This window comes from Streptomyces sp. NPDC005898, from assembly GCF_040629635.1.
Taxonomy (GTDB): domain Bacteria; phylum Actinomycetota; class Actinomycetes; order Streptomycetales; family Streptomycetaceae; genus Streptomyces.
Genome location: NZ_JBEXWC010000001.1, coordinates 164,098 through 188,267, shown reverse-complemented (window position 1 = coordinate 188,267; position 24,170 = coordinate 164,098). Strand labels below are relative to the sequence as shown.

At 72.3% G+C, this 24,170-nt stretch carries 26 protein-coding genes and 1 pseudogene; 11 read left to right on the top strand and 16 right to left on the bottom strand.

Features of this window, described 5'->3' with window-relative positions; genetic code table 11:
• Positions 1-154: 154 nt before the first annotated feature.
• Complete coding sequence (locus ABZ385_RS00655) at positions 155-529, top strand: MarR family transcriptional regulator (protein ID WP_358583461.1); 375 nt, start codon at positions 155-157, stop codon at positions 527-529.
• 33 nt (positions 530-562) lie between these two features.
• On the opposite strand, the gene ABZ385_RS00650 is transcribed toward ABZ385_RS00655, so the two are convergent.
• Positions 563-1,696: a glutamate--cysteine ligase gene (locus ABZ385_RS00650; RefSeq protein WP_358908863.1), complete on the bottom strand. Its 1,134-nt coding sequence runs from the start codon at positions 1,694-1,696 to the stop codon at positions 563-565.
• A gap of 155 nt (positions 1,697-1,851) precedes the next feature.
• Between ABZ385_RS00650 and ABZ385_RS00645 the strand changes: the two genes are divergently transcribed.
• The 4 genes from ABZ385_RS00645 to ABZ385_RS00630 all read left to right on the top strand — a co-directional run bounded on the left by ABZ385_RS00645 (position 1,852) and on the right by ABZ385_RS00630 (position 3,987).
• Positions 1,852-2,817 carry an LLM class F420-dependent oxidoreductase gene (locus tag ABZ385_RS00645; protein WP_358583402.1) on the top strand — a complete coding sequence of 322 codons (966 nt, stop codon included), beginning with the start codon at positions 1,852-1,854 and terminating at the stop codon, positions 2,815-2,817.
• 76 nt (positions 2,818-2,893) lie between these two features.
• Positions 2,894-3,313, top strand: coding sequence for a hypothetical protein (locus ABZ385_RS00640; RefSeq protein ID WP_358583400.1), 420 nt, complete (start codon positions 2,894-2,896; stop codon positions 3,311-3,313).
• Between the two features lie 165 nt (positions 3,314-3,478).
• Positions 3,479-3,880, top strand: coding sequence for a hypothetical protein (locus tag ABZ385_RS00635; RefSeq protein ID WP_358589505.1), 402 nt, complete (start codon positions 3,479-3,481; stop codon positions 3,878-3,880).
• A gap of 35 nt (positions 3,881-3,915) precedes the next feature.
• The gene (locus ABZ385_RS00630) at positions 3,916-3,987 is read left to right on the top strand and encodes a hypothetical protein (RefSeq protein ID WP_358589534.1); all 72 of its coding nucleotides are present in this window, start codon (positions 3,916-3,918) and stop codon (positions 3,985-3,987) included.
• 5 nt (positions 3,988-3,992) lie between these two features.
• On the opposite strand, the gene ABZ385_RS00625 is transcribed toward ABZ385_RS00630, so the two are convergent.
• From ABZ385_RS00625 to ABZ385_RS00610, 4 genes are all read right to left on the bottom strand, one after another.
• Positions 3,993-5,015: an iron-containing redox enzyme family protein gene (locus tag ABZ385_RS00625; RefSeq protein ID WP_358908861.1), complete on the bottom strand. Its 1,023-nt coding sequence runs from the start codon at positions 5,013-5,015 to the stop codon at positions 3,993-3,995.
• A complete protein-coding gene (locus ABZ385_RS00620) occupies positions 5,012-5,263 on the bottom strand; it encodes a CDGSH iron-sulfur domain-containing protein (RefSeq protein ID WP_358589508.1) in 252 nt (83 codons plus the stop codon). The genes ABZ385_RS00625 and ABZ385_RS00620 overlap by 4 nt, the downstream gene beginning before the upstream one ends.
• Positions 5,247-5,942, bottom strand: coding sequence for a HemK2/MTQ2 family protein methyltransferase (locus tag ABZ385_RS00615; RefSeq protein ID WP_358589510.1), 696 nt, complete (start codon positions 5,940-5,942; stop codon positions 5,247-5,249). The genes ABZ385_RS00620 and ABZ385_RS00615 overlap by 17 nt, the downstream gene beginning before the upstream one ends.
• A 216-nt stretch (positions 5,943-6,158) precedes the next feature.
• Complete coding sequence (locus tag ABZ385_RS00610; protein ID WP_358908859.1) at positions 6,159-6,677, bottom strand: DUF6328 family protein; 519 nt, start codon at positions 6,675-6,677, stop codon at positions 6,159-6,161.
• A gap of 149 nt (positions 6,678-6,826) precedes the next feature.
• On the opposite strand from ABZ385_RS00610, the gene ABZ385_RS00605 reads away from it, so the two are divergent.
• On the top strand, positions 6,827-7,054 hold the full coding sequence (locus tag ABZ385_RS00605; RefSeq protein ID WP_358589515.1) for a DUF5133 domain-containing protein: 228 nt from the start codon (positions 6,827-6,829) through the stop codon (positions 7,052-7,054).
• 28 nt (positions 7,055-7,082) lie between these two features.
• On the opposite strand, the gene ABZ385_RS00600 is transcribed toward ABZ385_RS00605, so the two are convergent.
• The 3 genes and pseudogenes from ABZ385_RS00600 to ABZ385_RS00590 form a co-directional block, all read right to left on the bottom strand.
• Positions 7,083-8,480 carry an NADP-dependent succinic semialdehyde dehydrogenase gene (locus tag ABZ385_RS00600; RefSeq protein ID WP_358908857.1) on the bottom strand — a complete coding sequence of 466 codons (1,398 nt, stop codon included), beginning with the start codon at positions 8,478-8,480 and terminating at the stop codon, positions 7,083-7,085.
• Between the two features lie 173 nt (positions 8,481-8,653).
• Complete coding sequence (locus ABZ385_RS00595; protein WP_358908855.1) at positions 8,654-9,070, bottom strand: CBS domain-containing protein; 417 nt, start codon at positions 9,068-9,070, stop codon at positions 8,654-8,656.
• Between the two features lie 101 nt (positions 9,071-9,171).
• Positions 9,172-9,285, bottom strand: a pseudogene (locus ABZ385_RS00590) (DUF1348 domain-containing protein); the annotation flags it as partial.
• A 135-nt stretch (positions 9,286-9,420) separates the two neighbouring features.
• On the opposite strand from ABZ385_RS00590, the gene ABZ385_RS00585 reads away from it, so the two are divergent.
• Positions 9,421-9,858: a nitroreductase/quinone reductase family protein gene (locus ABZ385_RS00585; protein ID WP_358908853.1), complete on the top strand. Its 438-nt coding sequence runs from the start codon at positions 9,421-9,423 to the stop codon at positions 9,856-9,858.
• A 65-nt stretch (positions 9,859-9,923) separates the two neighbouring features.
• Here the strand turns inward: ABZ385_RS00585 and ABZ385_RS00580 are convergent, their stop codons facing one another.
• Complete coding sequence (locus ABZ385_RS00580) at positions 9,924-10,814, bottom strand: glycoside hydrolase family 19 protein (protein ID WP_358589524.1); 891 nt, start codon at positions 10,812-10,814, stop codon at positions 9,924-9,926.
• Between the two features lie 189 nt (positions 10,815-11,003).
• On the opposite strand from ABZ385_RS00580, the gene ABZ385_RS00575 reads away from it, so the two are divergent.
• Positions 11,004-11,861, top strand: coding sequence for a GNAT family N-acetyltransferase (locus ABZ385_RS00575; protein WP_358908851.1), 858 nt, complete (start codon positions 11,004-11,006; stop codon positions 11,859-11,861).
• Here the strand turns inward: ABZ385_RS00575 and ABZ385_RS00570 are convergent.
• Positions 11,858-13,027: a PP2C family protein-serine/threonine phosphatase gene (locus tag ABZ385_RS00570; RefSeq protein WP_358589529.1), complete on the bottom strand. Its 1,170-nt coding sequence runs from the start codon at positions 13,025-13,027 to the stop codon at positions 11,858-11,860. The two genes, ABZ385_RS00575 and ABZ385_RS00570, sit on opposite strands and share 4 nt — an antisense overlap.
• Positions 13,028-13,195: 168 nt before the next feature.
• Here ABZ385_RS00570 and ABZ385_RS00565 point away from each other — a divergent pair, with 168 nt between their 5' ends.
• Positions 13,196-13,669, top strand: coding sequence for an ATP-binding protein (locus ABZ385_RS00565; protein ID WP_358589531.1), 474 nt, complete (start codon positions 13,196-13,198; stop codon positions 13,667-13,669).
• A gap of 157 nt (positions 13,670-13,826) precedes the next feature.
• On the opposite strand, the gene ABZ385_RS00560 is transcribed toward ABZ385_RS00565, so the two are convergent.
• Positions 13,827-14,018: an antitoxin gene (locus tag ABZ385_RS00560; protein ID WP_358589852.1), complete on the bottom strand. Its 192-nt coding sequence runs from the start codon at positions 14,016-14,018 to the stop codon at positions 13,827-13,829.
• An 82-nt stretch (positions 14,019-14,100) separates the two neighbouring features.
• Positions 14,101-16,434: a glycoside hydrolase family 3 N-terminal domain-containing protein gene (locus ABZ385_RS00555; protein ID WP_358908849.1), complete on the bottom strand. Its 2,334-nt coding sequence runs from the start codon at positions 16,432-16,434 to the stop codon at positions 14,101-14,103.
• Positions 16,435-16,623: 189 nt separating this feature from the next.
• On the opposite strand from ABZ385_RS00555, the gene ABZ385_RS00550 reads away from it, so the two are divergent.
• Positions 16,624-18,528, top strand: coding sequence for an ABC transporter ATP-binding protein (locus ABZ385_RS00550; RefSeq protein WP_358908847.1), 1,905 nt, complete (start codon positions 16,624-16,626; stop codon positions 18,526-18,528).
• An 80-nt stretch (positions 18,529-18,608) separates the two neighbouring features.
• Entirely contained in the window at positions 18,609-19,826 is a 1,218-nt protein-coding gene (locus ABZ385_RS00545) for a metallophosphoesterase (RefSeq protein WP_358908845.1), read from the top strand.
• Positions 19,827-19,830: 4 nt separating this feature from the next.
• On the opposite strand, the gene ABZ385_RS00540 is transcribed toward ABZ385_RS00545, so the two are convergent.
• The 4 genes from ABZ385_RS00540 to ABZ385_RS00525 all read right to left on the bottom strand — a co-directional run bounded on the left by ABZ385_RS00540 (position 19,831) and on the right by ABZ385_RS00525 (position 23,723).
• Positions 19,831-20,880 carry a glucose 1-dehydrogenase gene (locus ABZ385_RS00540; protein WP_358589859.1) on the bottom strand — a complete coding sequence of 350 codons (1,050 nt, stop codon included), beginning with the start codon at positions 20,878-20,880 and terminating at the stop codon, positions 19,831-19,833.
• Positions 20,881-21,069: 189 nt separating this feature from the next.
• Positions 21,070-21,396, bottom strand: coding sequence for a plasmid stabilization protein (locus ABZ385_RS00535; protein ID WP_358908843.1), 327 nt, complete (start codon positions 21,394-21,396; stop codon positions 21,070-21,072).
• 105 nt (positions 21,397-21,501) lie between these two features.
• The gene (locus tag ABZ385_RS00530; protein WP_358909287.1) at positions 21,502-22,452 is read right to left on the bottom strand and encodes an SDR family oxidoreductase; all 951 of its coding nucleotides are present in this window, start codon (positions 22,450-22,452) and stop codon (positions 21,502-21,504) included.
• An 86-nt stretch (positions 22,453-22,538) separates the two neighbouring features.
• Positions 22,539-23,723 (bottom strand): alcohol dehydrogenase catalytic domain-containing protein, encoded by a 1,185-nt coding sequence (locus tag ABZ385_RS00525; RefSeq protein WP_358908841.1) that lies wholly within the window; start codon positions 23,721-23,723, stop codon positions 22,539-22,541.
• Positions 23,724-24,170: the final 447 nt, after the last annotated feature.

Below are 24,170 nucleotides of genomic sequence, written 5' to 3'. Positions count from 1 at the left end.
AGAGGTAAACATCGAAAGTTGAGGTAGTCAAGTTTCGCGTTAGGGTTGACCCATGCCCGAGACCCCTGGAACCACTCGCTCCGCCGCCCAGACCCCGCCCCCGGGCGCGCCCGGGGTGTCCAACGCCCTGCTGCTCGACGCACTGTGGGCTTCCATGGCCGGTCTCTACTCGGATCTGACCGCCGCCGCCGCCGCGCACGGCCTCACCTACAGCCAGGCCAAGGCGCTGAACGTCCTGCACCGTGGCGGCCCCGCCTCCATGCGCGCGCTGGCCGCCTCGTTCCGCTGCGACGCCTCGAACATGACGGGGATCGTCGACCGGCTGGAGAGCCGTGGCCTCGTCCGCCGTGAACCGAGCCCCACCGACCGCCGTGTGAAGAATGTCGCGCTCTCCGAGGAGGGGGTGGCCGCCGTGGAGAACATCCGAGCCGGCATGCACGCCACCCATCAGGCGCTCGACGCGCTGAGCGGCGAGGACCGGGCCACTCTCCAGAGCCTGCTCACCCGCCTCGCGCCCCCGGCGGGCTGAAACCCGCCGGGGGCGGTCGTCACCCGGCCCCGCTCACGCCTGGGTGCGGCGGGCGCACTCCGTGACCATGGCGCTCAGGCTGCCCGTCCGCTCCAGCAGGTCCCGCTGGATGCGGGCGCCGGTGCCGGCGTCCAGCAAGCCGCTCGCCGTCTTGCGGGCCAGCTCCAGGTCGCCCGCCTCCTCCAACGCGTCCCGGACATGGTGCAGCAGCGCCGACACCACCTCGCCGCAGGGCGTGGGCCGCATCGTCACCGGGTGCAGGAGGTCGTCCTCCAGGCCGGAGCGCGCGGCCCGCCACGTGGCGAGGCGCAGCAGGCTGACGCCGTGCCCCAGCGGGGGCCGCCCGGCGCGCCAGTCCCGCGCGGCCGTCTCGACCAGGGCGCGGGACAGGGCCGCGATCAGGATCGTCGTCGAGGACTCCAGGCACACGTCCGCGACCCGGATCTCGACGGTGGGGTAGCGGTGTGAGAGCCGGGCGTCGAAGTAGACCATGCCCCGGTCGCCCAGCACACCGGTGTCCACCATGGCGCGGACCTGCTCCTCGTACGCCTCGGCGGAACCGAAGATCTCGGTGGGGCCCGCCATCGGCCAGCGCCCCCACACCCTGTTGCGGTAGCTGCTGTACAGGCTGTCGTTCCCGTGCCAGTACGGGGAGTTGGAGCTCAGCGCCACCAGGACCGGGAGCCAGGGGCGGATCCGGTCGATCACGGCCACCCCCTCCTCGTCCGACTCGACCGAGACATGGACGTGGCAGCCGCACGTGAGCTGTTCCTGGGTGGTGAGCCCGAACTGCTGCTCCATCCACTGATAGCGGGTGCCCACATTGATCGAGGGGCTGACCGGCAGGGGAGAGGTGGCCAGGGCGGCGACCGCCGCACCCAGGTCACCCGCGTGCTTGGCCGCCGCCGTGCGCCACCGCACGACCTCCTCGGTGAGGCTGGCCATGTCCGTCCGCGGCTGCGTGGCGAACTCCAGCTGCTGTCCCGTCAGCTCCTTCTCGAACGTCTCTTCCTCGGGGTCGCGGTAGTCGTCGGCGTGCCGCTCGGCGCCCGTCGACTCGGCCGCGTCCTTGGCGGCCCGGGCCAGGACGGCCGAGGACAGGGCCTTGGGCTCGCCGCTCTCGCGATCGATGAGGAGAAGCTCCTCCTCCACTCCTACGGTGCGCAAATCGACGCTGCCTTTCTCCGTGACCTTCTTCGACCTTCGTCGGACGGCGGGGCGCCGCCATGGTCCACGTACCCGCATGTCGGCCGCCCACCGCCTTCGGTGGCCCGAAGGCTGCCGGAGGTTTCAGCGGGAGCATTTCGGCAAACCGATGCATCATGGTGCAAATCGGCTACACAATGATGACCGAGCAGGCCGGACCGCGCGCCCTGGTCGAGGATCTGGTCGCGGCGGAGCGAGCCGGCTTCGACTTCTCGGTCACCTCCGACCACTACTTCCCGTGGCTCGAGTCACAGGGGCACTCCCCGTACGCCTGGAGCGTGCTCGGCGCCGCCGCGCAGGCCACCTCCCGCATCCCGCTCATGACGTACGTGACCTGCCCGACGGTCCGCTACCACCCCGCCGTGATCGCGCAGAAGGCCGCGACCATGCAGCTGCTGTCCGAGGGCCGCTTCCGGCTCGGCCTCGGCTCCGGCGAGAACCTCAACGAACACGTGGTCGGTGCCGGCTGGCCCTCCCCGCAGGTCCGCCTGGAGATGCTCGAAGAAGCGATCGACATCATCCGCGCGCTCTTCACCGGCGACAACGTCAACCACCAGGGCTCCCACTTCGACGTGGCGAACGCCCGCCTGTGGGACCTGCCCGACGAACTGCCGCCCATCGGTGTCGCCGTCTCCGGTGAACGGTCCTGCTCCCTGGCCGGACGCCTGGCCGACCTGGTCATCGCGACCGAACCCAAGGCCGGGCTGCTGGACTCCTTCGACCGGCACGGCGGCGGCGGCAAGCCCCGCGTCGGCCAGCTGCCCGTGTGCCACGACACCGACAAGGACGCCGCGATCGCCCGCGCCCATGACCAGTTCCGCTGGTCCGTCGGCGGCTGGCCGGTCAACTCCGAGCTGCCCGGACCCTCCGGTTTCGCCGGCGCCACCCGGCACGTCACCCCCGAGGACATCGCCCGGCAGATCCCCTGCGGCGACGACGTCGACGACTTCGTGGCGGCCGTACGGCCCTACGTCGAGGCGGGCTTCACGGAGATCGCCCTCGTCCAGGTGGGCGGCGACCACCAGCGCACCTTCATCGACTGGGCGGAGAAGAACCTGCTGCCCGCCCTGCGCGATCTGTGACCCGCCGGGTACCTGCCGCACCACCGGGTACCCGTGACCCGATCAAGCATCAGCGACACCTCTGGAGAGAGTCAGCGTGAACGACACAGCGAACCAGGCCCCCACCGATCAGGAACCCGACTCCCCGGATCTGGTGGAGGTCGTCCTCGGCGACTGCTCGGCGGCCGACGCGGACACCGTCTTCAAGGTGCTGCGCGACCACTTCCCCTCCGACCGGGGGGACGACGCACCCGGCCAGACGCGCCGCCCCGACCCCGCCGTCTGGACCGGTGCCTTCGTCGCCTCCCGCACCCCCGATTCCGTCCACGGCGTCCTGCTCGCCGGCTCCGTCACCGCCGACCTGCAGGGCGGCCCCGTCGCGGTGGAGCGGCTGCGCGCCGCGCTCGCCTCGGCCTTCGAGGCGCAGACCACCGGCACCGTCTCCGGCGACCAGGAGGTCCAGGTGCAGCTGCGCCTGACCGGCGCCGAACACGGCCGGCCCCCCGCGGACGGCTGAGCCGTTCTCGGCCGTTCGGGCGCACTTTCGCGTGTCGGCCGGGCGGCTCGTGCCCACCGCGCCGGGGTGCGGGCAGCGTGACGCACGCTGCCCGCACCCCGGCACGGACCACCGCCGGGCGCCGCAGCCCATGGAACCGGCGGACCGTGAGGGAGACCAGGACTGGTGCGCGCGAAGAGCTCGGGTCTGCTCGCGGCGGCGCTGCTCGGCGCGCTCACCGGCTGCGGCGTCGACGCACGGGAGGATGCCGCCGTCCAGGCGGCGTCCCGCTTCGAGGCGAGTCTGCGCGCGACGGACACCGCGAAGGGCTGCGCGGCGCTCGCCCCCGGGACCCGCGACGAACTGGAGCAGTCCACCGACAAGTCCTGCGTACGGGCCCTGCCCGAGGCCGGTCTGCCCCTCGCGGGAGAGGTGCGGGCCGTCGATGTCTACGGACGCCAGGCACGCGTCGTGACCGACCAGGACACCCTCTTCCTGTCGTCCTTCCCCGGCGGCTGGAAGGTGACGGCGGCCGGCTGCACCGCCCGCCCCGAGAAGCCGTACCAGTGTCTGATCAAGGGCGGTTGACCCCGTCGGATCGATGGTGATCTTCTCCGTACTACCTGCGTCAGCGGGGCTCACCCGAGTCGAAACCGGTGGGCTCGGCCCACCGGTCGACCGGCGTCGCGAGCTGACGGCCTCACGGCGCGTCCGGCAACGGCGCGAGCAGCGCGCTGCGCCCCTGGCGCCACCGGGCCAGCAGCCGGGCGCCGAGGCGGTCCTCGACGAACCCGGTGGCCCGCACACCGAAGGCCACATCGGCGTCCAGCGCCGGCTCCGCCGCGAGCAGCCCGCCGACGACGTCCCGGCGCACCACCTGCTCGTGCACCGCGTCCGCCTCCACGTGCTCGTCGTAGAACCGCTGGGCGGCGGGCCCCGCCCCGGCCCGGCGCAGGGCCGCGGCGAGCCGCCGCGAACCGGGCGACGACGTCACCTCGACGGCCGCGAAGTGGCCGACCAGAGCGCCCCGCAGCGCGCGGTGCAGACCGAACAGGGACATGAGGTTCACCACGGTGAGGGCCTCGGCGGGCGCCGCGTCGGTGTAGTGGCCGTAGGCCGTCTCCAGCCCCAGGTCGGCCATCAGGTCGGCGAAGAGGCGGGCGTGGATCTCCTCGGCCCGGCCGGCGCCGAACTCGTCGTACTCGATGGCCACCATCGCCGCCTTGGCCCGGCCGTGCAGCCGCGGGATGACCCAGGCGTGCGGGTCGGCCTCCTTGAGGTGGTAGAGCGAGCGCAGCGCCGCGTACTCCCGCAGCTGCCACAGCTCCCCGTCGCGCTGGAGGTGGTGGCTGACGCTCGACTCGTCGTGCCCGACCGGTTCCACGAGCAGCTCGGCCAGCGCCTGCTCGGCGCTCGCGTCGGACGGCACGTCGGCCCGCAGCGCGTCGAGGAAGCGCCGCTCCAGCACCTGCCGCAGGGCCAGCAGCTCCGGGTCCCACTCCCGGTCGTCCGCCACGCCCCGAAAGCCCTGGTAGTGGAGTTCGTACAGGACGTAGAGGGCGAGCTGGAGGTCGTCGCCGTACGGATCGGCGTCGGCCGCCCGCCCGCGGAGGTCCGCGAGAGGCCGCTCGTGCGACAGCGCGGCGACGACGCCCTCGGACAGGGCGCCGCGGGCAGCGGGGAGGTGAGGGCTGTGCAGACGTGACTCGACCACGGTCGTCATGAGGTGGGGTCCGATTCCTTGGGGTGCGCCGACCCGGCCCGGCCGCCGTCGGGCTTCACCCGGCGGCGGTGGCTGGTGTCGCACCACGGGTAGCTGCGGCTGCGGCGGCACGTGCAGATCGCGACGGCGAAGCGGTCGGAGGTGGAGACGGTTCCGTCGTCGCCGACGACCTCGACCGGGCCCTCCACCAGGAGCGGCCCCTCCGGGTCGACCGTGACGCGGCGGGGGCGCTCAGCGGAGTTCGGCACGGATGACCACCAGTTCCTCAAGGCTCTCGTCGTCGCCGAGGAGGTTGCGTCGGCGCAGCCACGCCCGGCGCGAGCGCAGTACGGGACCGAGCGGGATGAACTCCCGGGCGGTGACCTTGGCGTCCATGCCCAGAGAGGTGAGGCGGTCGAGCGTGGCGTCCACGCCGCACAGCCCCGAGTGCACCATCAGCAGGACGCCGCCCGGGCGCAGGGCGCGGGGCGCCGCGTCACAGACGCGGTCCACGACCGCCCGCCCCGCGGGGCCGCCGTCCCAGGCCCGCGCCGCGCCGCGCCGGGGCAGGAAAGGGGAGGGGGAGGGCACGTAGGGCGGATTGCTCAGCACGAGGTCGTAGGGGCCCTCCGGTGCCGCGGCCGTCAGATCGCCGTGGCGCACGGTGACCTTCTGGCCGGCCAGGCGCGCGTTGAACCGCGCCGCGAGCACCGCCCGCCAGGAGATGTCGACGGCCGCCACCCGCGCCCCTCGGCGCGCCGCCGCCACCGCGAGCGCCCCGGTGCCGGTCCCCAGGTCGAGGACCGAGCTGCCCTCGCCGATCCCCTCGCGGTGCAGGGCCCGCGTCAGCAGTTCGGTGTCGTACTGCGGGGCGTACACCCCGGGCGGGGCGATCAGGCGCGCCGGCCGGACCGGCGGCGGCATCGTGATCCGCGTCTGAGTGGTCATGCGGCTTCTCCCGTCCGAGCGAGCTCCACGAGGGGCGCTCCTCCTTCCACAGTCCGACGGTTCGCTCCCCGACACCACCGGAGACCTCACCGGCAGTGACCTGTCACGAACAGCGCGGATCGCTTCATGCGTCTGTCAGGCACCTTGGGTGCCCGCGCGGCGGTGATCCACACCTGCGTGATCGGTGGCGCCGCCTCCTCGCGGCAGGTACGCCGGTCAGCCCTCCGACGTGTGCCGGTGCCGCGCCCAGGCGGGCAGCACGAACCAGCACAGCAGGTACCAGCCGACGACGACCCCGACCAGCCACGGCACCAGGGTGTCGTCGGTGGCGACCCGCAGCACCAGCAGGAGCGCGGAGGCCAGCGTGCCGAGGAGCAGGACGAGACCGACGAAGGTCATGCGCGAGGCCCACACCACCGCCTGCGGTTTGATGCGGCGCCCGGAGACGATGCGGTGGAAGGAGACCGGGGCGATGAGGGTGCCGGTCGCGGTAGAGCCGAGGACGACCGTCACGACGTAGATCGTGTGCTCGACGTGGTCCAGCTGCGTGTACCGCGGCGTGAAGGCCACGGTGAGGAGGAAGCCGAACAGGATCTGTACGCCGGTCTGGGCGACCCGCACCTCTTGGATCAGCTCGGTCCAGCGGCGGTCGGCGCGCTCGAAGTCCGTCTCGCGGCGGCCCTCGTCGCGTGACGCCCCGGCCCCGCCGGCCTGTCCGCTGTTCGGCGCGTCCATGCCCCGAGTCTGCCCACGAACCGCGGAAACGACAATCCGGGACGATCCGCCTCGTCGGGAAATTCTCCGCCGGACGGTGATTCGTCCGGCGGCGGCCGGGCAGACGGGCGCCGAGTGCACGTCTGACCCACATCCTGAGGAGGATCCTCGTGCTGATGGCACACCCCGCCGTGCTGAAGGACCTGGTGGAGCGCTACAAGGCACTGGCGGTGCTGCGTGCCGACCAGGGCGGCGCCGCAGGGCGCCAGGAGTTCGCGGACGTCTCCTACAGCCTGTGCGTGGCCACCGGCACCAGTGATGTCGACGCGGCGCTCGTGGCCGCCAGCCACCAGCTGCCGGGGGCCAGGGTCACGGACGACTCGCTGCTGTCCACCTGACCCCGGCCCCCGCCTGTTCGGTCGGCGCCTACCCGGTCGGCCCGTGCCAGACGGTCGTGGCGTTGCAGAACTCCCGGATGCCGTGGCCCGAGAGCTCCCGTCCGTAACCGGAGCGCTTGACGCCGCCGAAGGGCAGGCCGGGGTGGGACGCGGTCATGCCGTTGAAGAAGACACCGCCGGCCTGGAGGTCCCGGACGCAGCGTGCGATGTCGCCCTCGTCGCGGGTCCAGACGTTGGAACTGAGCCCGAACGGCGTGTCGTTGGCGAGCGCCAGCGCCTCGTCCAGGTCTGCCACGCGGTAGAGGGTGGCCACCGGGCCGAACGTCTCCTCGCGGTGGATCCGCATCTTCGGGGTGATGTCCGCGAGGACGGTGGGGGAGTAGAACCAGCCCCGCTCCCGCTCCTCGGGGCGCTGTCCGCCGCAGAGCGCACTCGCGCCCTGGCCGAGCGCGTCGTCGACGAGTTCCTCCAGGTCGGCGCGGCCCTGCTCGCTGGCGAGCGGGCCCACGTCGGTCTCCTCGGCGAGCGGGTCGCCCACGGTCAGCTCCCGCATCCCGGCGACGAACATCTCCCTGAAGTCGTCGTAGACGTCGGCGTGCACGATGAAGCGCTTGGCGGCGATGCACGACTGGCCGTTGTTCTGCACCCGGGCGGTCACCGCCGTCCGGGCGGCGCGCTCGACGTCGGCGCTCGGCAGCACCAGGTACGGGTCGCTGCCGCCCAGTTCGAGCACCGTCTTCTTGATCTCGTCGCCGGCGATGGAGGCCACCGAGCGGCCCGCGGGCTCGCTGCCGGTCAGGGTCGCGGCGGCCACCCGCTCGTCGCGCAGGATGCCCTCGATGGCGTCCGAGCCGACGAGGAGCGTCTGGAAGCAGCCCTCGGGATACCCGGCCCGGCGGAAGAGGTCCTCCAGGTACAGGGCCGTCCTCGGTACGTTCGACGCGTGCTTGAGCAGGCCGACGTTGCCGGCCATGAGGGCGGGGGCGGCGAAGCGCACCACCTGCCAGAACGGGAAGTTCCACGGCATCACGGCGAGCACGACGCCGAGGGGGCGGTAGTGGACGACGGCCCGCGACGCGCCGGAGTCCGTCACGTCGGCCTGCGCCGGGTGCTCGTCGGCGAGCAGTTCCTCGGCGTTCTCGGCGTACCAGCGCATGGCCTTGACGCACTTCGCCGCCTCGGCCCTGGCCGCCTTGACGGGCTTGCCCATCTCCGTGGTCATGGTGCGGGCGACGCTGTCGGTGTCCGCTTCCAGCAGGTCGGCGGCGCGGCCGAGGAGGCGGGCGCGTTCGGCGAAGGTGGTGGTGCGGTACCGGTCGTGCGCGGCGGCGGCGGCCGTCAGGCGGCGCTCGACCTCCGCGGGCGCCAGCGGCTCGAACTCATCGAGCGTCTCACCGGTGGCGGGGTTGACCGTGGCGATGGGCATGCCGTTCCTCCTCGGGGCGCCCGGCGGGGCGGGGGATCACGGGGTGGGACTGGGGCGGTGGCCCGCCGCCGTTCCACCCTAGGTCGGCGCATGCGCGAGGGCATGCGGAGGGACGGGGCGCGCGCCCCGGGCGTCCCTTTTCGGGGGCGGCGCGCTCGTCCCATGGCGGGCCGTCAATCGGTGGAGAGGGCCTCCAGGAGCTGTCCGGCCTTGGGGTCGGACAGGGCGCGGGCCGCGTCGGCGAGCGCCACCATGCCCACCAGCGAGTGTCCGTCGATGACGGGCAGCCGGCGCACCTTGTGGCTGGTCATGGTCGCGAAGACCTCGTCGACGCCGTCGTCCGCGCCGATCGTCACGGCCTCGCTCTGGGCCAGCTCGCCCACGAGGACCTTCGCCGGGTCCTTGCCCTTGCCGAGGACCTTCACCACGATGTCCCGGTCGGTGATGACGCCCTTGAGGCGGTTGTCGGTGCCGCAGATCGGCAGGGCGCCATCGTCCAGCTCGGTGAGCTTGGTGGCTGCCTGGGCGACGGTCTCCTTGGCCCCGGCGCATTCGGCGCCCGGAGTCATGATGTCGCGTGCGGTGGTCACGTGGACCTCCTTCGCGGTCGATGACGGTTCGGCCTGGCCGCTCCAGGCCGCTGTCCCCGGTCGGGTGCCCCGCACGCAGGGGCAAAACACCCTTCCGCTCGCAGCCCGAGCCCGGTGAGTCCCGGGTGCCCGTCGGGCCGGCGCCCGAGCGGCCAGCGGTACAGGCGGTCCGACTCCTCGATGGGCAGGTCGTTGATGCTCGCGTGGCGGGCCCGCTGGTGCTGCTCGCGGAAGGTGTCATGACGGCCGCCGCGATCTCCGGCTCGCCCGAACCGGCCCGGCAAGCGCGGTGCGCGGCAGTTGCCGGCGGCGCCGTAAGCTCCGACCTCTTGACATGAGGAGGGGCAGCAATGGCGAAGACGTACCGCATGAACGCCGGTACGCGGGTGATCAACCGCGTGTTCCACACGATGACCCGGCTCGGCATCGGCAAGGGCTACCGGTACAACCTGACGGTGCGCGGCAGGAAGACCGGACGTTCGTACTGCACACCGGTCGACGTGATGGCCTCCGGTGACGAGCGCTGGCTCGTCGCCGCCTACGGGGTGAGCGAATGGGTGCGCAACGCGCGCGCCGCGGGGCAGGTCGGCCTCAGCCGGGGCGGCAGGTCGCGCACGCACGGGGTGGTCGAGCTGGACGCGCGGGAGAGCGTGCCGGTGCTGCGCCAGTACTGGCGTGAAGTGCCCGTCACCCGGGCCTACTTCGAGGTGAGCGCCGAGTCGTCGGACGAGGAGTTCGCCGCCGCGGCGGCCCGTCATCCGGTGTTCCGCCTGGTGCCCCTGGACTGACGCGCCGGGCGGGCCCGACCTGGGATCGGGCCCGCCCGGCCGGTGGGGCCGGCGGGTGTGCGGCCTCAGCAGCTCAGGTTCGAGCCCGGGGTGGTCCCGAGGATCTGCGTGAACGCCTTGTAGCGGTCGACGCGGCTCTGCACCTGGGCCGGGTTGGCGCCGTTGCACTCAAGGGTGCCGTTGATCGCGCGGATGGTCTCACCGAACCCGGCGCCGTTGACCATGGCGTTGTGCGGGGTCATGGTGCCGGGGCCGCTCTGGGTGTTCCAGTACCAAAGGCCCGTCTGCCAGGCGATGGACGGGTTCTGCTCCACCAGGTAGGGGTTCTTCAGGAGGTCGATGCCGAGGGCGTCGCCCGCGGCCTTGTAGTTGAAGTTCCAGCTGAGCTGGATCGGGCCGCGGCCGTAGTAGGCGGCCTGTCCCGCGGGGCAGCCGTACGGCTGGGTCTGGTCGCAGTAGTGCGGGTAGTTGTTCTGGTTCTGCTCGACGACGTGGACCAGGCCGCCCGTCTCGTGGCTGACGTTGGCGAGGAAGGCCGCGGCCTCCTGGCGCCGGACGGTGTCGCTGCCGGTGTTGGCGAAGCCCGGATAGGCCTTGAGCGCGTCGGTCAGGCCCTTGTAGGTGTAGAAGGAGTTCCGGTTCGGGAACATCTGGTTGAACTGGGCCTCGCTGACCACGAATCCGGACGGGTCGGGGTTGCCCGGGTCCGTGCCGCCGCCGCAGGTGCCCTGGTCCGCCCAGACGTCGGAGCGCCCGGGGGTCTCGTTCTGGGTCCACCACTTGGCGGTCCAGTTGTGCCCGTTGTACGAGGCGGACTTGCCGCCGGTGTAGACCGTCGAGGAGCTCCAGGGGGAGGCGCACGCGGCGGCTGACGCCGTGGTGGCGGCGGGGCCGAGGACGAGCAGCGCGCCGGTCGCGGCAAGGGCGGCCGCGAGGCTGGTGAGGCGTTTGAGCATGCGACATCTCCTAACGGGCGGCACGGGGGAGGAGACGTGCCGCCATGGGGGTGTCGTGACTCAAGCGAAATGGTCTGAACCTGTCAAGGTCTAGACCAAACTGCGAAGGTAAAACTTGGCGGGCCCGGGGCAGGATCCACCCGGTGTGTCCCCTTCCCGGCACACCGTCGGATCGAGAAGGGTGCAGCGATGACGGACTCGGCCCCCGGGCGGCTCACGATCTCACGGGCGACGCCGGACGACTGGCGCGTGGTGCGCGGATGGGCGGCGGAGGAGGGCTGGAACCCCGGGCTCGGCGACGCCGGCCCGTTCTTCGCGCAGGACCCCGAGGGATTCTTCCTGGGCCGCCTGGACGGCGAGCCCGTCTCCGCGGTCTCCGTGGTCAACTACGGGCAGGACTACGCCTTCCTCGGCTTCTACCTCTGCCGCCCCGAGCACCGGGGCCGCGGCTTCGGCCTCGCCACCTGGCGGGCGGGGCTCGCGCACGCCGGGGACCGGACCGTGGGCCTGGACGGCGTGCCCGACCAGCAGGACAACTACCGCCGCTCGGGCTTCGTCCGCGCCTACGGCACGCTGCGCTACGTCGGCCCGCTGCCCGCGCCCGGCGGCACCGACCGGCAGGTGCGTCCCGTCGAGGCCGCGGGCCTGAAGGCGCTCCTCGCGTACGACGGCTCGTGCCTGCCGGCCGACCGGCCGCGCTTTGTGGAGGCGTGGCTCACCGCCCCCGGCCACCGCGCCCTCGCCCGGATCGTCGACGGGCGGCTGACCGGGTACGGCGTGCTGCGGCCGGGCCCCGACGCCCTGCGCGTCGGACCGCTGTTCGCCGACACCCGCGCCGACGCCGAGGCCATCCTGGACGCGCTGGCCGCCGACGCGGACGGCACGCCCGTGGCCATGGACGTGCCCGAGTACAACAAGGAGGCCGTCGCGCTCGCCGAGGCGCGCGGGATGAAACCGAGCTTCGACACGGCCCGCATGTACACCGGCCCGGTCCGGGACTTCGCCCACGAGCGGGTCTTCGGCGTCACCTCGCTCGAACTGGGCTAGGACTTCCGGGGACCGCGCCAGTCCAGGCACAGCACGGTGGCGTCGTCCTTCACGTTGCCGTCACAGGCGTCGGTGACCGCGGCGACCATGGCCCGCACGGCCTCCCGGGGGTGCTCGCCCCCGGTGTCACGGATGAGGCCGGGCAGGTCGACGTCGCCCGCCTCGCGGTCCTGCATGCCGTCGGTGTAGAGCACGAGACGGTCACCGGGGCGCAGGTCGATGTCCTGCACCTGATAGGCGCCCTGCCCGAGGACTCCGAAGGGGAGGTTGATGTGCGGCTGGATCTCCTCGACGGTGCCCTCCCGCAGCCGCAGGGGCCACATGTGTCCGGCGTTGACGAGCTGGGCGCCGGATCCGTCCAGGGCGATGCGCAGGAGCAGGCCGGTGGCGAAGGTCCGTTGTCCGTGGTCGAGGAGGGCCCGATGCGTCTGGCGTGCCTGTTCGGCGAGGTCGGCACCGGCGCGGCGGGCGCCGCGGGAGGCGTTGACCACGAGGGTGGCCATCAAGGAGGCATCGACGTCGTGGCCCATGGCGTCGGTGATCGACAGGTGCAGGGTGTCCTCGTCGAGGCTGTAGTCGTAGGTGTCGCCGGCGATGTCGGAGGCCGGCACCAGGGCTCCGGCGAGAGCGAACTCGTCTGCCTCGCACGAGGGTGCGGAGGGCAGGAGCTGGCGCTGGATCTCCGCGGCCAGGGTGACCGTGGCGGTGCGGTTGCCCCAGTGGTAGAGGTCGGTGAAGCGCCGGTCGGTGACGATGATGTACGCGAGCGCGTGCGCGGCCTCCTCGACCTGCTCCAGCACATCCTGCGTGACGTGGGTGAGGTAGAGCTCGAGCACGCCGATGGCGTCGCCTCGATTGGTGACCGGGGCGAGGACCCGCTGCCCCTGAGCGCCCTCCGGCGCCAACAGCACCTTCTGGGTGCGCAGGACCTCGTCGTAGACGCTGCCGTCCAGAGCGACCTGATCGGCGCTGCGTTCCTCGCGGGTCGTCTTCCCCTCGTTGACCCGCAGCAGGCGCCGGCCCACGACGTCGACGAACAGGAAGGAGACGTACCGCGCGCCGAACCGCGTGCGCAGATTCTGCGCCACGACGTCGAGAGAACGCACCGGGGCGGCCTCTTCAGCCGCCGCCAGTACCTCGGCCAGTCCCATTCGATCACGCCGCACAACAGCCTCCTTGAGTTGTGCACCTCCTTCCCCGCGATGCCCCCGACATCACAGCCGAGGCACCTTGCGACAATGAGGAGCTACCGCGCGCCGACGTGATCTTTTTGTTACATGCTGGACGTGGGGGTAGAAGCCTGACAATCGAGTTCAGGAAGTGGGCGGATCGGCATGGACGGGGCTGCACGGAGCGAGGGGCGGCTGCTGGGCGGCGGCCCGGTCGAGGTGTCGCAGACGTATGAGGGCAGGACGGATGACATCGCCGAGGCGCGTGCGCTGGCCCGCGACTTCCTGGCACGGGTGCAGGCGGTCCACGGGGTCCCGGTGTCCGACCGCGCGATGGGCATGGTGCAGCTGGTGGTCAGCGAGCTGTTGACGAACGCCCTCAAGTACGCCCCCGGCCCCTGCTCGCTCGCCCTCGGGTTGATCGGTGGCCGGGTGGAGGTGTCGGTCCGGGACAGCGCCCCGGTCCTGCCGGTGGCGAGGGCGGCCGATCCGGGCCGGGTCGGCCAGCACGGCCTGGAGATCGTGATGGCGGTCTCCCAGAGCTTCGAGGTCCACCGCGAACCGGACGGCAAACGCACGACTGCGGCGATCATGCTTGCCGACGACCCGGGAGGAGCCACCGCCGGACGGCGGCCGTGAGCCGTGGCGAGTCGGGACGAGCCGTGGCACCGACACAGCGCGCTGTGGCGCCGACAAGGCGCGACGGGCCAGGGACGCTCGCCCTGGCCCGTCGCGCTGGGGGCCTGCCCGTGTCCGGCCGCTCCGGCGCGGCCGACCGGGGTCGCCACTGAGGTCGCTACTGGGGCGGAGGCTCCTGGCCGCGGTCCCCGCCCAGCTGTCCCTTGAGCTTGTCCTGGGCGGTGTCGACCTGCCCGCTGTACTTGTTCTGGGTCCTGCCGTCGACGAAGTCGCCGGCCTTGTCGATGCCCTGGCCCGCCTTGTCCTCGTGGCCCTTGAGCATCTGCTTGAGCTTGTCCATCACCGACATGGTCGGCCTCCTGGGTGTGAGCCGTTGCTCCCAGGATGGGGGCTGATCCGGGGCGCCGCATCCGGGGCCCGGAGCCGCCCGCTCAGGTGATCGTCAGCCGCCGCTTGGCCTTGGCCGCGGAGCTGTCGCCCACGTAGAGGTCCACCGCGCCCTCCTCGACGAGGAACTCCCCGCGCGGGTCGTTCGTCCAGAAACCGAGGTCGTCGGCGCCGAGCCGGAACCGGACCGTCCGGGACGTGCCGGGTTCCAGCGTCACCCTGCGGAAACCGCGCAGTTCCCGTACGGGCCGCGTGATGCTCGCCGTGACGTCGTGGACGTAGAGCTGGACGACCTCGTCGCCCGCGCGGTCGCCGGTGTTCGTGACGCTCACCGCCATCTCCAGGGTGTCGCCCCGGCGCAGCGCGGCCGCGGAGATCCGCTCGCGGCTCAGCCGCGGCTCGCCGATCTCGAACGTCGTGTAGCTCAGGCCGTGACCGAACGCGAACTGCGGGTCCGGCGGCAGGTCCAGGTACTTCGACGTGTACTTGTTGTCCGCGTCGTAGGGGCGGCCCGTTGACTCGTGGTTGTAGTGGACCGGGAGCTGGCCGACCGTACGCGGGAACGACACCGGCAGCTTCCCGCCGGGCACGATGCGGCCGAACAGGACGTCGGCGACGGCGTTGCCCGCCTCCAGGCCGGGGTGCCACGCCTCCAGGACGGCGGGCGCGGCGCCGAGCCAGTCGCCCATGGTCAGCGGGCGCCCGTTCACGAGGACGACCACGAACGGCTTGCCGGTCGCGGCGACGGCGGCCACCAGCTTCTCCTGCTCGCCGGGCAGCCCGATGTCGCTGCGCGCGGCCGCCTCGCCGCTCATCGCGGGCGGCTCGCCGACCACGACGACGGTGACCTCGGCGGCCCGCGCGGCGGCCACCGCCTTCGGGATGCCACCGGTCTCCTTGCCCTCGGGGTCCACGCCCCTGGCGTACGTCACCTCGGCGTCCGGGGCGGCCCGCCGGATGGCGTCCAGGATCTTCACCGACGGAAATCTGCGCACGGCGGCCGGGAGCGACCACGTGCCGAGCAGGTCGTCGGAGTCACCGAAGGGGCCGACGACCGCGATGGACCTGAGGGACCGCTTCAGGGGCAGCGCCGCGCGGTCGTTCTTCAGCAGGACCATCGAACGGGCGGCACTCTCGCGCGCGGCCCGCCGGGCGGCGGCGCTCGGCCCGTCGATGGCGCCGCTCTCGTCGACGTAGGGGTGCTCGAAGAGCCCGAGGTCGAACTTGAGGCGCAGGACACGGGCGACCGCGTCGTCCAGCCGCCTCGCGTCGATCTTTCCCTCGCGGAGCAGCTTCTTGCCGTGCGTGACGAAGTGGGTGCTGGTCATCTCCATGTCCACGCCCGCGCCGAGGGCCAGCCGGGCGGCCGCCGCGCCGTCCTCGGCGAAGCCGTGCGGGATCAGCTCCTGGACGCCGGTCCAGTCGCTGACGACGACACCGCCGAAGTCCCACTCCTTCTTCAGGATGTCGGTCAGGGTGTGCGTGTTGCCGTGCGCCGGGACGCCGCTGACGGTGTTGAAGGACGCCATCACCGTGGCGACCCCGGCGTCCGAAGCCGCCTTGAACGGCGGGAGGTAGAGATTGCGCAGCCGGGACTCGGAGACGTCCACCGTGTTGTAGTCGCGGCCGCCCTCCGCGCCGCCGTACGCGACGAAGTGCTTGGCGCAGGCGGCGATGCGGTCCTTCGCGCGGTAGGGCGCCGCCGAGCCGTCGTGGTCGTCGCCGCCGTCCTTGCCCCGCGCACCCGGCTCGCCCTGGTAGCCCCGTACCTTCGCCGCGGCGAACGCCGCCGTCAGGTACGCATCCTCGCCGTTGCCCTCGGCGATCCGGCCCCAGCGCGGCTCGCGCGTGACGTCCATCATCGGTGCGAACGTCCAGTGCACGCCGTTCGAACGGGCCTCCTTGGCCGACACCTCGCCGTCCGTCCTCGCCACCTCCGGGTCGAAGCTCGCGGCCTGCGCCAGCGGGATCGGGAACGTCGTCCAGAAGCCGTGGATGACGTCGAGCCCGAACACGAGCGGAATGCCGAGCCGGGACTCCTCGACGGCCAGGCGCTGGAGCGCGTTGGTGGTCCTGGCGCCGAAGATGCTCAGCACGGAGCCGAGCCGGCCGGCGCGGGCCGCGTCCTCCACGTCCTTGGTCGCCCCGCCGCCGGGGCCGGTGTCCCAGGCCCACGGCAGCTGCTGGAGCTGACCGAACTTCTCCTCCACCGTCATCCGGCCGAGGAGTTCCCGGACCCGCCGCTCGTGGGGGCCCCGGCGGCCGGGCGCGGCCTGCGCGGTGCCGGCCCCGGCCGTCCCGACGGCACTCAGCGCGCTTCCCGCGGCCGCCGTGCCGCCGATCGCGGACAGCAGAGTACGCCTTCGTACGTCACGCATGCGTTCGCCTTCTCACCTCAGGAGGGGGATAACTCCTGTGGAAAACACAAGAGTTGAAGCGAAAAGTACGTTCCCGTTACATGCGGGTCAACAGACGCGGCAGGGGAAGGGCCGGGGAAAGTGCGGCGGGCGGGTGAATCCGGCCGAACCCTTGACCTCAAGTTTACTTGAGGTCTTAACGTGCTCTTCATGAGCATGGAAACCACCGCCTGGGTCCAGCTGCACAGCGTGATGAACGCGCAGCAGGACCGCCGACCCTTCGCCCGTGCCACGCTGCGCCGCATCGGCGCCTTCGCACGGCCCCACCGCAGGCGCATCTGGCAGTTCGTGCTGCTGAGCGTCGTCACCGCGCTGCTGGCCGTGGCGACGCCCGTCCTCGCGGGCAAGGTGGTCGACGCCATCGTCCGCGGCTCGGACTCCTCGACCGTGGTGCGGTACGCCCTGCTGATCGCGGCCATCGCGCTCGCGGAGGCGGGCCTCGGGCTGGTGAGCCGCTGGCTGTCGGCGAACCTCGGCGAAGGACTCATCCTGGACCTGCGGACCGCCGTCTTCGACCACGTCCAGCGCATGCCCGTCGCCTTCTTCACCCGCACCCGCACGGGCGCCCTGGTCAGCCGCCTCAACAACGACGTCATCGGCGCGCAGCGGGCCTTCAGCAACACGCTCTCCGGAGTCGTCGGCAACATCGTCACCCTGGTGCTGACGCTCGCCGTCATGCTCACTCTCTCGTGGCAGATCACTCTGCTGGCGCTGCTGCTGCTCCCGGTGTTCGTCGTGCCCGCCCGCCGCATGGGATCCAAGATGGCGGGCCTCCAGCGGGAGGCCGCCCACCACAACGCCGCCATGGGCACCCGGATGACCGAGCGCTTCTCGGCGCCCGGCGCCACCCTGATCAAGCTCTTCGGCAGGCCCGACGACGAGTCCGCCGAGTTCGCCGCGCGGGCCCGGCGGGTGCGGGACATCGGCGTACGCACCGCGATGGCGCAGTCCACGTTCATCACCGCGCTCACGCTCGTTTCGGCGCTCGCGCTCGCCCTGGTCTACGGCCTCGGCGGCTACTACACGCTGGAGGGCGCCCTCGACGCCGGCGCCGTCGTCTCGCTCGCCCTGCTGCTCACCCGGCTCTACGCGCCGCTGACCTCGCTGGCCGGCGCCCGCGTCGAAGTGATGAGCGCCCTCGTCAGCTTCGAGAGGGTCTTCGAGATCCTTGACCTGAAGCCGCTCATCGCGGAGAAGAAGGACGCCGTGCCGGTTCCCGAGGGCCCCGTCTCCGTCGAGTTCGACGACGTCCGCTTCGGCTACCCCGCCGCCGACAAGGTCTCCCTCGCCTCCCTCGAAGAGGTCGCCTCGCTCGACACCCGCGGCGGCGACGAGGTCCTGCACGGAGTGTCGTTCCGCGCCGAACCCGGCCAGACGGTCGCCCTCGTCGGCTCCTCCGGCGCGGGCAAGTCGACCATCGCGCAACTGCTCCCGCGGCTGTACGACACGGACGAGGGAAGGGTGCGCATCGGCGGCGTCGACGTACGGGAGGTGACCGCCGAGTCCCTGCGGGCCACCCTCGGCATGGTCACCCAGGACGGGCACCTCTTCCACGAGTCGGTGCGCGACAATCTGCTGCTCGCCCGGCCCGGGGCGAGCGAGGACGAGCTGTGGGACGTGCTGCGCCGCTCCCGTCTCGAGGACCTCGTGCGCTCCCTGCCGGACGGGCTCGACACCGTGGTCGGCGAGCGCGGCTACCGCCTCTCCGGCGGCGAACGGCAGCGCATGACCATCGCGCGGCTCCTGCTGGCCCGGCAGCGGGTCGTCATCCTCGACGAGGCGACGGCCCACCTCGACAACACCTCCGAGGCCGCCGTCCAGGAGGCCCTCGCCGAGGCCCTCGAAGGGCGCACCGCCGTGGTGATCGCCCACCGTCTGTCCACGGTCCGCTCCGCCGACCTCATCCTCGTCGTCGAGGCGGGCCGCGTCGTCGAACGGGGCACGCACGAGGAACTGCTGGCCCTGGAGGGGCGCTACGCGGAGCTGTACCGCACGCAGTTCGCCAAGGGCGGCGAGCCGACGGCGGGGGCGGGCGTCGTGGAGGCGGCGCGCTGACCTCCGCTCGTGTCCGGACGTCCACCAGGAGTTCATCGATTCCCCACCCTCCCCATGCTCTCCCGTGAGAGAAACCCCCCATGTGCGACGACGAGTTGATACCGCCGAACGCGGACATGACGGAGGACCAGTGGCTGGGGGCCGACCCGGCGCTCGCCCAGGGGCCGGTGGGGGAGCGGGTCCGCGAGATGCGGGCGCTCCGGCGGCGCACCGTGCTCGGCGGGGTGGTGGCGGGCGCCGCGGTGCTCGCGGCCCTGCCGGGCGGGACGCGGGCCGCCGCCGCGGCGGGCACCGGGAAGTTCCCGCTGCCGACCGGTCCCGGCCGCTCGGGGGAGTACGCGGTGCTCCTGACCGGCGACGCCGGAACGGGCGAGGAGGCGCAGTACGCGGTGGCCGCCGCGGCGCGTGAGGTCTGCCGCGCCGAAGGGATCGGCCTCGCGGTCGGTCTCGGCGACAACATCTACGAGAACGGCCCCGAGTCCGACCACGACACGGAGTTCCGCACCAAGTTCGAGGACCCCAACTCCGGCCTCGACGTGCCGTGGCTGATGGTCCTCGGCAACCACGACTGCTCCGGACTGATACCCGGCAGCGGCGGCGACCCCGCACGCGGCGACCGCGAGGTCTCCTACGCCAAGGGCTCGCCCCGCTGGTACATGCCGAGCCGCTACTACAACGTGGCGCTGCCCGCGGCGGGCGAGGGCGATCCGCTGGTGGAGTTCTTCGCCCTCGACACCAACCCCGTCTCCTCCTACGTCGCCCAGCCCGACCCGCACTACCACTGGAACGGCCCCTACATGCGGGCCCAGCGCAGCTGGCTGGACGGCGCGCTCAAGGCGTCCCGGGCGCGCTGGAAGATCGTCCTCGGGCACCACCCGTACCTCAACAACGGCAAGCACGGCAGCGCCGGTTCGTACGACGGCTTCGTGATCGGCCACTACACCAGCGGCATCCACCTCAAGGAGCTGTACGAGGAGGTGGTGTGCGGGCGCGCCGACCTCATCCTGTCCGGGCACGACCACACGCTGCAGATCCTGGAGCCCACCACCCGCACCGGCGGCACGCGGCAGATCGTGTGCGGAGCCGCGGGCAAGGCCGGTGACGGCAAGGCCCACTTCACCCACCCCGCCGCCTGGCAGAACTTCTCCGACCACGGCTTCATGGTGCTGAAGGTGTCCGAGCGGGCGATGACCGTCGACGCGTACACGGTCGACGTCGCCACCCGCACGGCCCGTCTCGCCCACAGCACCCGCACGCCGGTCGGGAGCGGGGCCGCGGGGCACGCCGTCCTCAGCTGAGGGGTCAGTCGAGGGTGAGGACGACCTTGATGTCGTCGTCCTGGGGGGTGAACGCCTCGGCGGCGCGCTCCAGGGGCACGCGCCGGGTGATCATCCGTTCCAGCCAGCCGCGGTCCGCCTTGGCCAGGGCCTTGGCCCCCTGGTGGTAGTGGCGGAGGTTGGCGTTGACCGAGCCCACGACCACGTCGTTCTCCAGCACCAGGTCGCGGTTGAGCGATCCGGCGTCCACCGACAGCCGCCGCCCGGTGGGGGAGACGCCGGTCAGACACACCACGCCGTACGTCGCCGTGCCCGCCATCGCCTCGAAGACCAGCGAACCCACCCCGGTCGCCTCGATCACCACGTCGGGACGGATCGCGTCGGTCACCCGCCCGATGTCCTCGCTGTGGTACGTCGCGCCGAGGTCGGCGACCAGCTCCGGCTTCGGCCCCTCGGTGACCTGGTCGAGCACGTGGACGTCCAGTCCGCGCTGCACGCCGAGCAGCGCGGCCAGCAGACCGATCGGCCCCGCGCCGGTGACCAGCGCCCGCCGCGGCTGGAACCAGGACCGGCCGCCGACCCGCTCCACCTGCTCCCACGCCTTGGCCACCACGGTGGTCGGTTCCAGCAGCACCCCGACCGTCTCCAGACCGGGGTCGAGCCTGACGGCGTAGTCGCACTCCACGGTCCAGGACCGACTGGCGTAGCCGTGCCGCTCCTTGATGCCGCGCTCGGTGTAGCGGCCGTTGCGGCACATGTCGAATTCGCCGCGCGCACAGGCGCCGCAGGGCTGCGGGTCCGGGCGGCGCACCACCCCGACCACCAGGTCACCGGCCGTGAACCCACTGCCCGCCGGTGCCTCGCGCACCCGCCCCAGCGACTCGTGGCCGAGGATCAGCCGGTCCTCGCCGGGCGGCGCCGCACCGTACTCCCCGGCGACGATCTCCTTGTCGGTGCCGCAGACCCCGGCCGCGAGGCCATCCACCAGCAGCTCGCCCTCGCCGGGCACCGGCTCGGGCATGTCGCGCACCTCCAGGGAATCGGCGGTCGAGGGGCGGACGGTCACGGCACGCATCGGCAATCTCCCATTCGCTGGACGGCGGCCACTGCTGAGTGCCCGCGCGACGACCACACAAGCATCCGGTCCGATCCGGTAGGGGCCGGCGACCCCGCGCACCGAGGCGTGCCGCGAGCAGCGGTGGGCCCACAGCATCCTGTGGGCCCACCGTCGCTCAGCGCCCGCTCGGCGCCCGCGCCGCGCTTCTCAGCGTCCGAGCGCCTTCTTCAGCTCCTGCTTGTTCATCGAGGAACGGCCGTCGATGTTCTTCTTCTTGGCCTCTTCGTAGAGCTGGTCCTTGGTGGGACTCTGAGCGCCGCTGTGCGACCGCTCCCCGCCGCGCTGCGAGGCGGACTTCGGGTCCTTCACCGACGTCCTGCTCGCGGTCTTGGCCTCACCGGAGCGGGCCCGCTCCTTGTTGACCGTGCGGGCCGCGATCTCCTTGGCCCGGCTCTTGGACGCGCCGCGCTCCTCGGCGCTCTCCTTGATGTGCTCGTACTGACGCTCACGCTTGTTGCTGGATCCAGCCGGCATGGTTGACCTCACTTTCTCGTGGCCATCGGAGGCGGTCGCCGCCCCGATGACCTTCTTTCGGGCGCATCGCCCGGTTCCGGCCCCCCTTGTGCCCGTACGCCGGGCTCACCCCCCGCGTGTGCCCCCGTCCCGTTCGTTGTAGGCGTCGGCGGCACGTTCGTTCAGCGCGCTTCCGAGGCGCTGGACGGCGCGGGAGACCGGTCCTTCGGGCGGGTCGATGTCCTCGCCCTCGCGCTGCCCGCGACGGTGGACGGGCGCGGCGGGCAACAGACGCGCGGCGACACCGCTCAGCCGCGTGGTCGTCGCCGGGGCGATCCCGTGCGCCAGGTCGGCGGCGCGCGCCGCCGGGGTGAGCACGAGGCGCGCCCGGCGCCGCACGGTGGCCCGCACGATCCGCTCGGCGGCACGGGGCGCGCTCATGGACACCAGCGGAGTGCCCGCCAGCGTCGAGAACCACCCGTACTCCGCGCGCTGCTCACCGTCGAACCGGGCGCGCAGATGGGAGCCGGTGCGCATCAGACCGGGGTACACGGCCGTCACGCTCACCCCGCGTCCCGCCGTCTCCGCCCGCAGCCCCTCCGCGAGGGTGCCGATCGCAGACTTGGCGCACGCGTAGGGCAGCAGGTGCGGCACGCCGAGCAGCCCGCCGACGGAGGAGATCAGCGCGAGGCGTCCGCCGCCGGGGCTGTCCCTGAGATGGGGGAGGGCCTCCAGCGACGTGTGCAGGGCTCCGTGGAACATCGAGCGCATCGCGTCCTCGAAGTCCTCCGCCCGCAGCGACTCCAGCGGGGCGACCTGGATGATGCCGGCGTTCGCGATCACCAGGTCCACGCCGCCGAAAGCCTTGCCGGTGTCCGCGAACAGCTCGCGTACCTCGGCCCGCTCGCGTACGTCACAGACCGCCGTACGCACCCGCGCCCCGGGGCGCCGGTGGAGCAGCTTGGCGCGGGCCCGGCCCAGTTCCCCGCCGTCACGCGCGGCGAGCGTGACGGCGCAGCCCCGGGCGGCCAGCCGGTCCGCCAGGAGCAGGCCGAGGCCGCGCGATCCGCCCGTCACGACGGCCGACCGCCCGCTGAGGTCGTCGGCCCCCCGGCGGGGACGCGCGGAGGACGGGCGGACTTCGGACTCCTTGGTCGGCCCGGTCACGGCCGCAGCAGGGTCTTGATCATGCTGTCTTCCTTCGCCTGGAAGGTCGCGTACGCCTTCGGGCCCTCCTCCAGGGAGAGGTGGTGCGTGGCGAAGCCGTCGACGCCGAGCGGGTCGTCGTCGCTCAGCAGCGGAAGGATGTCGTCGACCCAGCGCTTGACGTTGGCCTGACCCATGCGCAGCTGGAGCTGCTTGTCGAACATCGTCAGGAGCGGCAGCGGGTCGGCCGCCCCGCCGTACACGCCGGACAGGGAGATCGTGCCGCCGCGGCGGACGATGTCGATCGCCGCGTACAGCGCGCCCAGGCGGTCGACGCCCGCCTTCGCCATCACCTTGGCGCCGACCGCGTCGGGCAGCATGCCCACGCCCCACTGCGCCGCCTTGACCAGCGGCGCGCCGTGGGCCTCCATGCCGACGGCGTCGATGACGGCGTCCGTGCCGCGGCCCTTGGTCAGCTCGCGCACCGCCTCGCCGATGTCCTTGCCGTGACGGCGCAGGTCCAGCGCCTTGACGCCGTCCCGAGAGGCCCGGCTCAGCCGCTCGGGGACCAGATCGACGCCCACCACCAGACTCGCCCCGCGGTGCAGGGCGACCCGGGCGGCCATCGCGCCGATCGGACCGAGACCGAGCACGGTCACGGTGCCTTCGGGCGGGATGGCGGCGTACTCCACGGCCTGCCACGCGGTGGGCAGCACGTCGGAGAGGTAGACGAACCGGTCGTCGGGCGGACCCTCGGGGACCTTGATGGGGAGGGTGTTGCCGAAGGGCACGCGCAACAGCTCCGCCTGCCCGCCGGGCACCTGTCCGTACAGCTTGGTGTAGCCGAACAGCGAGGCGCCCGTGCCCTGGTCGCGGTTCTGCGTCGTCTCGCACTGCGAGTGCAGTCCGGCATTGCACATGAAGCAGTCGCCGCACGAGACGTTGAACGGCACGACGACCCGGTCACCGACCGCGACCTCGGTCACGGCCGAGCCGATCTCCTCGACGATCCCCATGGGCTCGTGGCCCAGGATGTCACCGGCGTCGAGGTAGGGACCCATCACCTCGTACAAATGCAGATCCGAACCGCAGATGCCCGTAGACGTCACGCGGACGATGATGTCGGTCGGTTCCTTCAGCACGGGGTCCGGCACGGTCTCGACCCGTACGTCGCGCCTTCCGTGCCACGTCAGTGCGCGCATGGCTCTCTCCTCGCGGCAGCTGGTGGGGTAGCAGTGGGTGGGGGTTGCAGCGGTTGTGGCACGCGGGTTCCCCGCGCCGTCGGCGTCATGCGAAACCGGTCACGACGCCACGCGCGCCCGGACGGCCAGCAAACCCACACCGGCGCGGCCCTGCCAACAGCAGCGAGGCGTTCGGGTCACCGCCCGGCTCATCGCCCTCGGCCGTACGCGCGTCCCGCGGTGCGCGGAGTCACAGGCCTTTGACCTGCTCACACGGGTCCACAGAGGTGGTCCGCCCCTGGGGCGATCCGGGCGCGCAGAGAGTATCGTGAGATTTGTCAACCCGTTGACCTGCGCGCCCGTGGCCAGTACGTTGCGGTCAACGTCGACCCATGACACCCGAAGGAGGCGATCGACGGATGTACACCAGCTCTGATCTCGGTCGCCTCGCCCAGTGCACCGCCTGGG